This is a genomic window from Microbacterium sp. AG238 (assembly GCF_003610405.1).
Classification (GTDB): Bacteria; Actinomycetota; Actinomycetes; order Actinomycetales; family Microbacteriaceae; genus Microbacterium.
The window spans coordinates 333057-346458 of the sequence record NZ_RAQC01000001.1 but is presented as its reverse complement, the minus strand read 5'-3'; the positions used below and the strand labels follow the sequence as shown (position 1 = coordinate 346458).

Annotated in this window: 12 protein-coding genes and 1 tRNA gene; 9 read left to right on the top strand and 4 right to left on the bottom strand. The window is 68.2% G+C overall.

What is annotated here, in order from left to right; all coding sequences use genetic code 11:
- Positions 1-10 precede the first annotated feature (10 nt).
- The 6 genes from DEU36_RS01530 to DEU36_RS01505 all read left to right on the top strand — a co-directional run bounded on the left by DEU36_RS01530 (position 11) and on the right by DEU36_RS01505 (position 3984).
- Entirely contained in the window at positions 11-1273 is a 1263-nt protein-coding gene (locus DEU36_RS01530) for a glutamate-5-semialdehyde dehydrogenase (protein WP_120262620.1), read from the top strand.
- A 47-nt stretch (positions 1274-1320) separates the two neighbouring features.
- A complete protein-coding gene (locus DEU36_RS01525; RefSeq protein ID WP_120262619.1) occupies positions 1321-1548 on the top strand; it encodes a hypothetical protein in 228 nt (75 codons plus the stop codon).
- 10 nt (positions 1549-1558) lie between these two features.
- Positions 1559-2155 carry a nicotinate-nucleotide adenylyltransferase gene (gene nadD / locus DEU36_RS01520; RefSeq protein ID WP_120262618.1) on the top strand — a complete coding sequence of 199 codons (597 nt, stop codon included), beginning with the start codon at positions 1559-1561 and terminating at the stop codon, positions 2153-2155.
- A complete protein-coding gene (locus tag DEU36_RS01515) occupies positions 2152-3498 on the top strand; it encodes a hypothetical protein (protein ID WP_120262617.1) in 1347 nt (448 codons plus the stop codon). The genes nadD and DEU36_RS01515 overlap by 4 nt, the downstream gene beginning before the upstream one ends.
- Positions 3495-3884, top strand: coding sequence for a ribosome silencing factor (gene rsfS / locus DEU36_RS01510; RefSeq protein ID WP_120262616.1), 390 nt, complete (start codon positions 3495-3497; stop codon positions 3882-3884). Before DEU36_RS01515 ends, rsfS begins: the two co-directional genes overlap by 4 nt.
- A 27-nt stretch (positions 3885-3911) precedes the next feature.
- Positions 3912-3984, top strand: a tRNA-Ala gene (locus DEU36_RS01505).
- Between the two features lie 397 nt (positions 3985-4381).
- On the opposite strand, the gene DEU36_RS01500 is transcribed toward DEU36_RS01505, so the two are convergent.
- Genes DEU36_RS01500 through DEU36_RS01485 form a run of 4 tightly spaced genes read right to left on the bottom strand, consistent with a single transcriptional unit; the run spans position 4382 to position 7783 of the window.
- Positions 4382-5263 carry a 3-methyladenine DNA glycosylase gene (locus DEU36_RS01500; protein WP_396652144.1) on the bottom strand — a complete coding sequence of 294 codons (882 nt, stop codon included), beginning with the start codon at positions 5261-5263 and terminating at the stop codon, positions 4382-4384.
- A gap of 37 nt (positions 5264-5300) precedes the next feature.
- Complete coding sequence (locus tag DEU36_RS01495) at positions 5301-6008, bottom strand: SOS response-associated peptidase (RefSeq protein ID WP_120262615.1); 708 nt, start codon at positions 6006-6008, stop codon at positions 5301-5303.
- A gap of 55 nt (positions 6009-6063) precedes the next feature.
- A complete protein-coding gene (locus DEU36_RS01490; protein WP_120262614.1) occupies positions 6064-7098 on the bottom strand; it encodes an App1 family protein in 1035 nt (344 codons plus the stop codon).
- A gap of 4 nt (positions 7099-7102) precedes the next feature.
- Positions 7103-7783, bottom strand: coding sequence for a DedA family protein (locus DEU36_RS01485; protein ID WP_120262613.1), 681 nt, complete (start codon positions 7781-7783; stop codon positions 7103-7105).
- A gap of 51 nt (positions 7784-7834) precedes the next feature.
- On the opposite strand from DEU36_RS01485, the gene DEU36_RS01480 reads away from it, so the two are divergent.
- The 3 genes from DEU36_RS01480 to DEU36_RS01470 all read left to right on the top strand — a co-directional run bounded on the left by DEU36_RS01480 (position 7835) and on the right by DEU36_RS01470 (position 13400).
- Positions 7835-9184 carry an anthranilate synthase component I family protein gene (locus DEU36_RS01480; RefSeq protein ID WP_120264301.1) on the top strand — a complete coding sequence of 450 codons (1350 nt, stop codon included), beginning with the start codon at positions 7835-7837 and terminating at the stop codon, positions 9182-9184.
- Between the two features lie 52 nt (positions 9185-9236).
- Complete coding sequence (leuS, locus tag DEU36_RS01475) at positions 9237-11819, top strand: leucine--tRNA ligase (RefSeq protein WP_120262612.1); 2583 nt, start codon at positions 9237-9239, stop codon at positions 11817-11819.
- A gap of 207 nt (positions 11820-12026) precedes the next feature.
- Positions 12027-13400, top strand: coding sequence for a glutamate decarboxylase (locus DEU36_RS01470; RefSeq protein WP_120262611.1), 1374 nt, complete (start codon positions 12027-12029; stop codon positions 13398-13400).
- Positions 13401-13402 lie beyond the last annotated feature (2 nt).

Sequence of the window (13402 nt, the reverse complement as noted above, 5' to 3'; positions counted from 1 at the left end):
GACTGGCGTGATGATCACCGCCGTCGCTACCGACGTCTCTGAGCGCTTGCGCGCCGCGAAGCGGGCGAGCCGCTCGATCGGCCTCCTCGATGATGCTGCGAAGGCCGCGCTGCTCGACGCGATCGCCGACGCGCTGATCTCGGACACCGCAGTGATCGTTGCGGCGAACCGTGACGACCTCGCGCGCGGCGACGCGGCCGGCATCTCCGCGGGCTTGCGCGACCGGCTCGTGCTCGACGATGCGCGCGTCGCCGCGCTCGCGGATGCCGTTCGGGATGTCGCGCGCCTTCCCGACCCCGTGGGCCGTGTGCTCGACGAGCGAGAGCTGCCCGGCGGTGTCCGACTGCAGAAGGTCTCCGTGCCGTTCGGCGTCGTCGCCTCGATCTACGAGGCGCGCCCCAACGTCACCGTCGACATCACCGCGCTCGCGCTGCGGTCAGGAAATGCCGTCGTGCTTCGCGGCGGGTCAGCCGCGCAGTCGACGAACGCGGCCCTGATCGAGTCGATGCGGAACGCGCTTCACCGCGCCGGGGTCGATTCCGACGGCATCCAGACCGTCGACGACTTCGGGCGTGAGGGCGGGCGACTCCTCATGCGCTCTCGCGGACTCGTCGACGTCCTCGTCCCCCGGGGCAGCGCGCAGCTGATCGAGACCGTCGTGACGGAATCGACGGTTCCGGTGATCGAGACCGGCGCAGGGGTCGTCCACATCGTCCTCGACGAATCGGCGCCGCTCGACTGGGCCCGCGACATCGTCGTGAATGCCAAGGCGCAACGACCGAGCGTATGCAACGCGGTCGAGACCGTGCTCGTGGTGCGTTCAGCGGCCGAGCGTCTCATCCCGCCCGTATCCGAAGCGCTCACCGGAGCCGGCGTCACGATTCACGGAGACGACGACGTGCGTCGCCTCGTGCCACGGGCCGTGCCCGCGACCGAAGACGATTGGGCGACCGAGCACATGAGCCTCGATCTCTCGATGCGGGTGGTCGACGACCTCGATGACGCGCTCGAGCACATCCGCCGCTACTCGACGATGCACACCGAGGCGATCGTGACCGCCGATGAGGCGAACGCCGAGCGCTTCCTCGCCGAGGTCGATGCGGCGGTCGTCATGGCGAACGCCTCGACGCGCTTCACCGACGGCGGTGAGTTCGGATTCGGCGCGGAGGTCGGGATATCGACCCAGAAGCTGCACGCCCGGGGTCCGATGGGACTCCCCGAACTGACCAGCACGAAGTGGCTCGCGCGCGGCGCCGGGCAGACGCGCGCCTGACCACCTAAACTTGACTTGCGCCGCCGCGCGAAACGAACGGAGCCCTGATGACACTCGCCACGATCACCGCATTCGCCGCCGAGCAGACGGAGCACCACGGCAACGTGCAGGCGGAGACGATGATCTTCGGCGTCATCGCCCTGGTCATCTTCTTGGCACTGGGGCTCGTGACGTTGTCGTACCGCAACGTCGCCAACCGTCACGCCGGCAAGGCCGAGGCCTACGCAGCAGCGCACGGCAACCAACTGACGCAGACGGAGAACGGCCACCACTGAGGCCGAACCGATGACGGGAACGCGTGCGCCGCGTATCGGCGTGATGGGCGGCACGTTCGACCCGATTCATCATGGACACCTCGTGGCTGCGAGCGAGGTCGCCCAGTCTTTCGACCTCGACGAGGTCATCTTCGTCCCGACGGGAACCCCCTGGCAGAAGTCCTTCGTGTCGCCGGGGGAGCACCGGTACCTGATGACGGTCATCGCGACCGCATCGAATCCGATGTTCACGGTGAGTCGCGTCGACATCGATCGAGACGGCCCGACGTACACGATCGACACGTTGCGTGACCTGAAAGCGCAGCGGCCCGACGCGAACTTCTTCTTCATCACCGGAGCCGACGCCATCGCGCAGATTCTCAGCTGGAGGAACCATGATGAATTGTGGGAGCTCGCCCATTTCGTCGCGGTTTCGCGTCCCGGCCACACGCTTTCGAGTGCCGGACTACCCAGTGATGACGTGAGCCTGCTCGAGATCCCCGCGCTGGCGATCTCGTCGACCGACTGCCGGGCACGCGTCGGACGCGGACATCCGGTGTGGTACCTCGTCCCGGACGGGGTCGTCCAATACATTGCGAAGCATCATCTCTATCGGAGCAAGGCATGAGCGACAACGAGCAACAGCCATCGACTCCGCAGCTGACGCGCCGGCAACTGCGTGAGCTGCGCAACACGGCGTCCAACCCGATCATCGTCGACCCCGACGCCACCGACGACGCGTCCGCGGTCGGAGAGGCGCCGACGCCGGCTCCGCTGCCGCGCGCCGCGGAGCCCGTGGAGGTGCCGCCGGCACCTGTGCCGCAGGCGTCGGTCGACCTCGGATCGCCGGCGCTCACCCGTCGTCAGGCCCGCTTGCAGGAGAAGATCCGCACCGCATCCATCCCCGTCGTGACGGCTACCGGAGAGCACCCGACGGTCTCCGGCGATCACGCTGACACCGATCACGCTGACGCCGACGTCCCCGAATCGCCGGATTCGACCGGCGAACAGGCTAACGAGGACGTTGACCACGTCGAGGACGGCGCGTCGATCGGGGACGCCGCTGCGGCCGACATCGAGCGGGCGGACGCCGACGCCGCGTCCGACGCCGCGTCCGACGCCCCGGAAGAGGAAGTCCCGGAAGAGGAAGCCCCGGGGGAGGAAACTCCCGAGGAGGACGCCGCCGATCACGCCGACGAGATCGAGGCGAGCGTCGACGACGTCGACGAAATGGAGCCGGAGTCCGGCGACGCTGAGTCCCGCGACGACGAGGCGGGCGAGTCCGAGGTCGCTGCTCCCGAGGCGGATGAGTCGGAAGTCGTCGAGCACGACGCCGAGCACGACACCGTCGCTCCCGAAGCTGTCGATGGGGCCCGGGAACCGGCCGCTGAGGCCGAGGCCAAGACCGAGAACCAGGATGCTGGAGTCGCAGAAGCCGAGCATGGCGACGACGAGGAGTCCGAGCGTCACGTCGTGTCGAACGACCTCGGTGCCGATCTGCTCGCGGGTGAGGCTACGGCGACCGAGGTACCCGCCTCGTTCGATCAGTTGCTCTCGCGCAGCGCCGCGGCAACGGGCGCCTTCACGACGCCGAACGCTCTCATCCTGGCCGAGAACCCCGACGCGGGCCCGCTGGTGGCACCGGTGACCGCTACGGGCGAGGTCCTCATCACGGGCACCTTCTCGCTTCCCGAGAACTTCGGTTCGACGGGAGTCGTTCCCGGAGTGGCCGACGGAAAGGAAGTCGACGCGGTCCTCGTGGACGGCGAGCTTCCGGCGTCATCGTCACCCACGCCCATCGCCGCGAGCGCGGCCATCTCGACCATCAAGAGTGCCGAGGACGTCATCCGTCCGCCGGCACCGGAGAAGGGCAGCCGTTGGACGGTCGCCCTCGCCATCACCGCGGGGGCGCTCGCCCTCGCCCTGGCGGGCGTTCTGCTCGTCTCGCTTTTCACAGGAGTCTTCGGATGAGTTCACAAGCAGTCATCGACATGGTCGCCGTCGCGGCGGCGGCCGCAGAGTCCAAGGGCGGCGAAGACCTCGTCGCCCTCGACGTGTCGCAGCCCCTTCCGCTCGTCGACGCCTTCCTTCTCGTCAGCGGCAACAGCGAGCGCAACGTCGCCGCGATCGCCGACGCGGTCGAGGAGGGCATGCTCGAAGCCGGTCACAAGCGTCTGCGCCGCGAGGGACGCACCGAGTCGCGCTGGGTGCTGCTCGACTTCGGCGACCTCGTCGTGCACGTCTTCCACGAGGAGGAGCGGGTGTACTACGGCCTCGAGCGCCTCTGGAAGGACTGCCCGGTCATCCCCATCGAGGCGGCCGTGGTCACGAGCACACCCGGAGATGTTGTAAGCTAAATGAGTTGCCGCGAGAGCGGGAACCACGGGCCTGTGGCGCAGCTGGTAGCGCACCTGCATGGCATGCAGGGGGTCAGGGGTTCGAGTCCCCTCAGGTCCACCGTACAAAGATGAAAGGCCCCGCCATCGGCGGGGCTTTTTCGTCTCGCCTCTTGTCGTGCACGACAGGTCCTTTATGCGGACGCCAGGCGACCTGTATCGGTCATCGAATTTACCGGATGCGCCCCTGCAGGTAATGCGAGGCATGCACGCGAATTCGAGTCGACGATGATCCTTTCCGTTTCCTTGGAACGAGCGGCGAGGGATCCACCGCCGTATCGGCCCGAGCTGCGTCCTGGTACGAGATTCCGCGGGCCGGGAACACGTTCAACTGCATCCTCGGATCGGGGAACAACACGGCCCGACGACGCGGTCACATCTCGAATGGTGGGGCGGCGGATCGATCTGCACGCGCGGATCGCAACTCGGCCTCTAACCGGAGAGGTCGTCCCAACGATTCAGTCGCGCGCAGCGGCCGGGGTCAGCACATCGAGCACAGCCCGGCGCAGCGCTTGCCCACGGGTGCTCAAGAGCCGTTGCTGACGAACGTACTCGGCTTTTCCGTCGGGCGTCTCGATCGCGACGGGGGAGTAGCCCCAATCACGCAGATCATAGGGCGAAGCCCGCATATCGAGCTCACGAATGTCGCGAGCGAGAACGAATGCGTCCAGGAGAAGGCGCCCCGGCACGAGGGGACCGAGCTTCAGCATCCATTTGTAGACGTCCATGCCTGCGTGCAGGCACCCCGGCTGTTCCCGCGCGACGGCGCCCTCGCGATCGAGCGGCTCGCGGTTACGCGGTGCGGCCTCGGCGGTGAAGAAGCGGAACGCATCGAAGTGCGTGCACCGCAGGTCATGCGCCTCGACGACGGCATCGGTGCCCGCCGCCCCCAGCCGGAGGGGGATCTCGTGGCGCGTCGCATCGGCGCGGTAGACCATCGCCCACTCGTGCAGGCCGAAGCAGCCGAACGCCGCGGGGCGGTCGAGAGTCGCTCGCAGGAGGCCGGTGACGCCGCGGTAGAGCGAGCCACGTTCGTGGCGGAACTGCTCTTCGGCGACCCGCACGTGGTCATCGTGGACTGTCTCGTACCAGCGCCACCCTCCGCGTGCGTCGGCAGCACCTTCGAGGACGACGCCCGGGCCCGGGTGCCAACGCCGGAGGACGGCCGGTTTGTAGGAGTAGTAGGTGAAGAGGAAGTCCTCTACCGGGTGCTTCTCGGCGCGGGAAGCACGACGGCGGTGGTCGGCCGTGAGTTCGTCAGCGCGCTCCGCGTGCACCTCGGACCGTTCACGCCACACCTCGGGTGCGAGCGTCACGGGTTCGGAGAGGCGGAGTGTCACCTTTCGAGGATAGACACCGGTGCGTGGCGACGGCGTGTCAGGCAGGCTCGATCAGGGACGGCTCGTCGTTGCGCACGTTGCCCACTGCCGCCCCGACAGGGAACCACGTCAGCGTGTCGACGACGGACGGTGCCGCGTCGACCACTGCGTCGAGCAGGTCGGCCGGGTACTCGGTGGTGGGATCGAGCCAGACGTCGGCGTACTCGGCGTCGATCATCAGCGGCATCCGGTCGTGGATCTGTGCCAGGCCGTCGACAGCCGCGCATGTGAGGATCGTGAAGCTCAGCAGCCAGCGCGCGGGGTCGTCGGCGGGGCGTGCCGGGTCCTTCCACCACTCGTAGAGCCCGGCGAAGAAGAGCGGCTCGCCGCCTTCGGGCCGAACGAAGTGAGGTGTCTTCGCGCCGGTCTCGCCCTGCCACTCGTAGTAGCCCGATGCGGGCACGACCGCGCGACGTGAAACGAGCGCGTCGCGAAAGGTCGGCTTCTCGGCCGCTTCTTCGGATCGGGCGTTGAATGCCCGCGATCCGACCGAAGGATCTTTGGCCCAGCCGGGAACGAGGCCCCATCGCGCCGACGCCAGCCGACGCGTGGGCGGCTCGGTCTTGGCGGAATCGAGGACGATAGTCGCTTGAGCGGTGGGTGCGATGTTGAACGAGGGTCCGGGGAGGTCGTCGGGAACGACCTCGGCGCGCAGAACGCTCGCGAGCTCGGAACCGACGCGGGCTACGACGAAACGACCGCACATCTCTTCAGCGTACGGGTCAGGTGGAACATCGGAGTGCGCCGCACCCGGTCACGGTTCAGTCGCGCGCGATGACGCCGACGTCGGCGAGCCGGTCGAGGAGCGCGGCTCCATCCGACCCGGTGACCCACGGCACCTGCGCGGCGGAGTGGTCGTTCACCGCGGTTCGGCCGCCCGCCAGAACCGCCTCGGCGGGGGAGAGGCGGCGGATGGCGACCGCGCGCACGCGATCGGGGTACTCGCTGGCGAACGCGGTGTAGAGCGCGTCGTCGTGCTGGCCGTCGTCGCCCACGAGGAGCCAGCGGACGTGCGGGAACTCCTTCGCGAGGCGCCGGAGGTTCTCGGCCTTGTGATCGCGTCCGCTGCGGAACCAACGGTCGTGGGTCGGTCCCCAGTCGGTGAGGAGCATCGGGCCGGACGGGAACACGTGGCGCCGCAGGAAGCGGATGAGCGTCGGTGCGACGTTCCAGGCGCCGGTGGAGAGGTAGATCACCGGGCTGCCGGGACGATCTCGCGTCAGGCGCTCGAGCATGACCGCCATGCCCGGGACCGGCTGGCGGGCATGCTCATCGAGCACGAACGAGTTCCAGGCGGCGACGAAGGGACGCGGCAGGGCGGTGACCATGACGGTGTCGTCGATGTCGGAGACGATCCCGAAGTCGATGTCGTCGGAGATCACGAAGACCCGTGTCTCGATGACCTCGCTGCCCTCGACGGTCATCGAGATCGTCTGCCAGCCGGGCTCGAGCGCCCCGGGGAGCTCGACGTCGACGACCCCGCCACGATCGGCGATGACCTCGTGGGTCGTGCCCGCGATCGTGACCTGCACCTGCGCGAAGGCCACGGGGACCGACGCGAAGCTGCGCCAGCCGCGGACCGATGCGTATTCGCCGCCCTTCGCGGGGCGCTTCTGGGGCGCGATCAGCACTCGCCCGAGGACGCGGACCCACCCGTCGCCGCCGTAGCCGGGATACGCCGCGACGGTCGGTCGTTGACCGCGCGCGCGGGCGCGACGTTCGCGCCACGAGTGGAATCGGCGCTCGAGGCGCGCCAACCACAGGATCTTCTTCCGTGGTGCGGGTGAGGAAGCCATCGCTTCAGTCTTTCACGTCCCCGTCGGCGAGTCGGGTCTTCTCCTCCTCGAGCCGCAGATGACGTGCCTCGCGCCGGGAGATGAGGCGCTTGATGAGGTAGGCGAGCAGGAGGAAGACCACGATGACGCCGACGAACAGGTAACCGGCGTACTGGATGTTGTCGGAGATCTCGCGATAGGTCTTCGCCGCGGCCGCGACCACTCCGACGTACAGCGATGTCCAGATGACGCAGGCGGGCGCCGTCCATGCGATGAAACGGCGATACGAGAACCCGCTCATGCCGACCGTCAAGGGAACCAGCGAATGCAGCACGGGCAGGAAGCGCGAGAGGAAGATAGCGGGACCGCCACGGCGACGGAGGTAGAGCTCCGAACGCACCCCGTTGTCCTCGCCGATACGGCGGCCGAGGCGCGAGAAGCGGATGCGGGGGCCGAGCCAGCGCCCGAGCGCGAAACCGATCGACTCGCCCGCGAGCGAGCCGGTGACGACGGCGGCGCCGAGCACGAAGCCCTCGCCGACGCTCCCGACGGCGGTCGCGGCGACGATGACGACCGTGTCGCCCGGCACCACGAGCCCGATGAGCGCGCTGGTCTCGAGCATGATCGCGATGCCCGCGACCACCGTGCGCAACACCGGGTCGATGCTCTGCACGGTGTTCAGAATCCAGTCGAGGATCTCGTTCACGCTCCGAGCCTAGGGGCGCCGGCTAAGACATAACCTGTGACGGTGCCCGAGATGACCAGCTTCCGCTGCCTCGACGGCTGGACCGATCCCGCCGAGCTCGTGCGCGCGGTGCCGGGCGACCACGTCTTCTGGCTCGACGCCGGCGTCGACGCGCATGAGGGCTGGAGCTGGATCGGATCGGGTGCACCCGCCGACGCCCCGGACCCGGTGGTCGACGGATCGCAGCGGTCGCGTCGGAGCGGCGCTCGGGACATCGGACCTTTCGTCGGAGGGTGGGTCGGGTGGGTCGGGTACGACGCTGCGGCATCGCGCGCGGGATCCCCTGCGACGCCGGATGCCGGTGAACCCGAGGCGCTCTGGCTGCGGGTCGACCGATTCGTGGCTTTGGACCACGCACGACAACGCGTGTGGGTCTCGGCGCCCGACGACAGCATCGAGGACTTCGCGGCAGAGGTCGATGGTTGGCGCGCCACGGTCGCAGCCCGCTCCGGCGCTGGGTCGGTCGCGCATGCCGTGGATGCGCCGGGAACGCAGAAGCGGGGCCTCGTCGCCGCGGCCCGTGTGAATCCTGAAAGGTATGCCGCGCTCGTCGAGGACTGCCGGCTCGCGATTCGGCGGGGTGACGCGTACCAGCTCTGCCTGACGACGCGCTTCTCGGTCCGCGACGATCGCCCGATCGACCCGCTCGCCGTGTTCCTGAGGCTGCGGGCGGCGTCATCCTCGCACCACGGCGGACTGATCCGCTCGGGAGAGCGGGCTCTGATCAGCGCGAGCCCGGAACGGTTCCTCGCACTTGCCGGTGGCGCCGTGCTCACCAGCCCGATCAAGGGCACACGACCGCGCGGCGGCGACGCGGCATCCGATGCGCGGCTCGTGCGCGACCTCGTTTCGAGTCCGAAGGAGCGCGCCGAGAACGTCATGATCGTGGACCTCATGCGCAATGACCTGCAGCGGGTCAGCGCGCCTGGATCAGTCGTCGTCGAGCGTCTGCTCGAGGTGGAGACCTACCCGACCGTCCATCAGCTCGTCAGCAGCGTGTCGGGCGCGATCCAGCCGGGTACGCGCCTGTCTCAGGTTCTCGCCGCCACCTTCCCCGCCGGGAGCATGACCGGTGCACCGAAGCTCTCGGCGATGACGATTCTGAGCGAACTCGAGGACGCGCCTCGAGGTACGTACGCGGGATGCTTCGGCTGGGTCGGCACGGACGGCGACGCGGATCTCGCCATGATCATCCGATCGATCGTGGTCGCCGGTGATCACGCCTACGTCGGGGCCGGCGGCGGCATCACCTGGGGATCCGAGCCGCAAGCCGAGGTCGACGAGGTCGCGCTGAAAGCGCGGGCGCCCTTGGCCGCGCTCGGTGCGGAGCTGCCGCCCCGGTGGCGGGAACGGGTCCGGTAGCCTGGGAGAGGTGCTCTCGCGCCCTTTCTCGCATTCCCAGATAGGTTCACCCGTGACCGACAGCTCCACTGATCGCGCCAACACGCCCGATTCCGCCGCTTACGACGCCCACGCCGTGCAGGCGAAGTGGCAGCGCGCGTGGGCAGACGCCGATCCCTTCCGCGCGGGCGGCGACGACGACAAGCGTCCCCGCAAGTACGTCCTGGCGATGTTCCCGTACCCCTCGGGCGACCTCCACATGGGGCACGCCGAGAATTACCTCTACTCCGACATCGTGGCCCGCTTCTGGCGCCACCGCGGCTACAACGTGCTGCACCCGATCGGATGGGACAGCTTCGGGCTGCCCGCGGAGAACGCCGCGATCAAGCGCGGCGCCGACCCGCGCGCCTGGACCTACGACAACATCGCGCAGCAGAAGCAGAGCCTGCACGAGTACGGCGTCTCGTTCGACTGGAGCCGCGTGCTCCACACGAGCGACCCCGAGTACTACACCTGGAACCAGTGGCTGTTCCAGAAGCTGTACGAGAAGGGACTGGCCTACCGCAAGGAGAGCCCGGTCAACTGGTGCCCCAACGACCAGACGGTGCTCGCCAACGAGCAGGTCGTCGACGGGCACTGCGAGCGCTGCGGTGCCGAGGTCGTGAAGAAGAAGCTCACGCAGTGGTACTTCAAGATCACCGAGTACGCCGATCGACTGCTCGACGACCTGAACCAGCTCGAGGGCTTCTGGCCGCAGAAGGTCATCCAGATGCAGCGCAACTGGATCGGCCGATCGGTCGGCGCCGACATCGACTTCGAGATCGAGGGTCGTGACGAGAAGGTCACGGTGTTCTCGACGCGCCCCGATACGCTCCACGGTGCGACCTTCATGGTCGTCGCACCCGACTCCGACCTCGCTGCCGAATTGGCGGAGGGTTCGTCGGATGAGGTGCAGCAGCGCTTCCGCGAGTATCTGCAGACCGTGCAGAAGACGAGCGAGATCGACCGGCAGACCGCCGACCGGCCGAAGACCGGTGTGTTCCTCGACCGTTTCGCCATCAACCCCATCAACGGTGAGCGACTGCCGATCTGGGCGGCCGACTACGTGCTGGCGGACTATGGCCACGGCGCGGTCATGGCGGTTCCCGCCCACGATCAGCGCGATCTCGACTTCGCGCGCGCCTTCGACCTGCCCGTGCGGGTCGTCGTCGACACGACCGCCCCGGTGACCGGCGCGATGCCGGTCATCGAGCTCGACGACGAGGGCGTGCCGCTCGATTCGGCGCCCGCGATCGACGACATCGACCCGGCCCGCACCGGTGTCGCCCTCACGGGCGACGGGCGCATGATCAACTCGGGCGCACTGGACGGGCTGAGCAAGCGCAACGCCATCGCGCGCGCCATCGAGCAGCTGACCGCGAGCGGCACCGGGCGCGCGGCCAAGACGTATCGCCTCCGTGACTGGCTGATCTCACGTCAGCGGTTCTGGGGAACCCCGATTCCCATGATCCACACGGATGACGGTCGAATCGTTCCCGTCCCCGCGGAGGAGCTGCCGGTGCGTCTGCCCTCCGTCGAGGGACTGGACCTCACCCCGAAGGGCGCGTCGCCCCTCGGCGCCGCGACCGACTGGGTCGCCACGACCGATCCCGAGACGGGCGAGCCGGCACGCCGCGACCCCGACACGATGGACACGTTCGTCGACAGCTCGTGGTACTTCCTGCGGTTCCTGTCGCCGAACGACGCCGGACAGGCCTTCGCGCCGCGCGAGGCCGACAAGTGGGGCCCGGTCGACTTCTACATCGGCGGCGTCGAGCACGCCATCCTGCATCTGCTCTACGCGCGCTTCATCACCAAGGCGCTGTTCGACATGGGCCAGGTGGAGTTCACCGAGCCGTTCTCCAGCCTCATCAACCAGGGAATGGTCATCCTCGACGGTGCGAAGATGTCGAAGAGCAAGGGCAACCTCGTGCTCTTCCAGGAGGAGCTCGAGCAGCACGGCGCCGACGTCCTGCGCGTGGCACTCGCCTTCGCCGGCCCCGTCGAGGACGACAAGGACTGGGCCGATGTCTCGACGACGGGAGCGGCGAAGTTCCTCGCCCGTGCCCTGCGCGTCGCCGCCGACGTCGACAGCGAGATCGACGTCGTCTGGGCGGAGGGGGATGCTGCGCTCCGCCGCGTCACTCACCGCCTGTGGGCCGATGCACCGGGGCTGGTCGAGCAGACGAAGTTCAACGTCGTCGTCGCGCGCCTCATGGAGCTCGTGAACGCCACCCGCAAGGTCATCGACAGCGGTGCCGGAGCGTCCGACCCGGCCGTCCGTGAGGCGGCAGAGGCGATCGCGGTCATCCTCGACCTGTTCGCGCCGCACACCGCCGAGGAGATGTGGGCGACGCTCGGCCACGAGCCGTTCGTCGGCCTCGCCGTGTGGCGCCAGCCCGACCCGACCCTGCTCGTCGAGGAATCCGTCACCGCGGTCGTCCAGATCGACGGCAAGGTCCGTGGCACGCTCAGCGTCTCGGCGAAGATCTCCTCGGATGAGCTCGAAGCCCTCGCGCGCGGCGACGAGAAGATCGTCCGCGCGTTGAACGGCCGCGAGATCGCCCGCGCCGTCGTGCGCGCACCCAAGGTGGTCAGTTTCACCACCGCTCGGTGACGCACGGGTGAGGGCCCGGTCCACTAGCGGACCGGGCCCTCACCCGTGTCCGGGGCCGTTTCAGAGCGCCCGCTGCGCTGTCGTCGACCCCCCTTGTGACGCCTGTGACCCCGTCTTAACTTGGGGGGCATTCACTGGGGCGGCACAGACCGCGGGGACACGGTCGACCCCTCGCCGCCTCTACTCGACGTGCAACGAGGAGACGACATGAACGACGAAACGATCAGCCCCGCAGCCCCGCTGTTCACCCGTCCGACGGAGGCGAAGGGCGCCCCGCGACACGTGATGCCGCAGAACGAGTCGCTCCCCGCGACGGCCAAGCAGATCATCGAGGACGAGACGATCCTCGACGGCAACGCACGGTTGAACCTCGCCACCTTCGTGAGCACGTGGATGGACGACGAGGCGAAGGACGTGTACACCTCGTCGTTCGACAAGAACATGATCGACAAGGACGAGTACCCCCAGACAGCAGCCATCGAGGACAACTGCTGGCGCATGCTCGCGAACCTCTGGCACTCGCCCGACGCCGGTCACAGCATCGGCACCTCGACCATCGGCTCGTCCGAGGCGTGCATGCTCGGCGGGCTCGCGTTCAAGCGCCGCTGGCAGCAGTTCCGGCGCGCGAAGGGCTTGGACACATCGACTCCGAACCTCGTGATGTCGAGCGCCGTGCAGGTCTGCTGGGAGAAGTTCTGCAACTACTTCGACGTCGAACCCCGGTTCGTTCCGATCACCGAGGAGCACAAGACCCTCGACGGTCATGATCTCGAGAAGTACGTGGACGAGAACACCATCGGCGTCGTCGCGATCATGGGCGTCACCTACACCGGCATGTACGAGCCCGTCGCCGCCATAGCCGCGGCACTCGACGCGATCCAGGAGCGCACCGGACTCGACATCCCGATCCACGTCGACGGCGCCTCGGGGGGCATGATCGCACCCTTCCTGCAGCCGGACCTGGTCTGGGACTTCCGGCTCGAGCGGGTCCATTCGATCAGCACATCGGGTCACAAGTACGGGCTCGTGTATCCCGGTCTCGGCTGGGTCGTCTGGCGGGAGGCCCGCTGGCTTCCCGAGGACCTCATCTTTCAGGTGAGCTACCTCGGCGGCGAGATGCCGACGTTCGCACTGAACTTCTCGCGGCCGGGCGCGCAGGTGCTCCTGCAGTACTACCTGTTCCTCCGCCTCGGGTTCGAGGGATACCGGGCCGTGCAGCAGGAGTGTCAGGATGTCGCGAAGTATCTCGCCGCGGGCATCGCGGCGCTCGATGCGTTCGAGCTGTGGAACGACGGCAGCGACATCCCCGTCTTCGCGTGGCGCCTGAAGCAGGGGCACACCGACAAGTGGACGCTCTACGACCTGCAGGATCGGCTGCGCATGCGCGGGTGGCTCGTACCGGCCTACCCGATGCCCGACGACCTCACCGACATCACGGTGCAGCGCATCGTCGTTCGGAACGGGCTGAGCATGGATCTCGCGCAGTCGCTGCTGGCCGACATCGAGATGGAGGTCGCCTACCTCGACGGCCTGCAGTCGCCCATGCCCACCGCAGCCGCGAACTCGGCGTTCCACCACTGAGG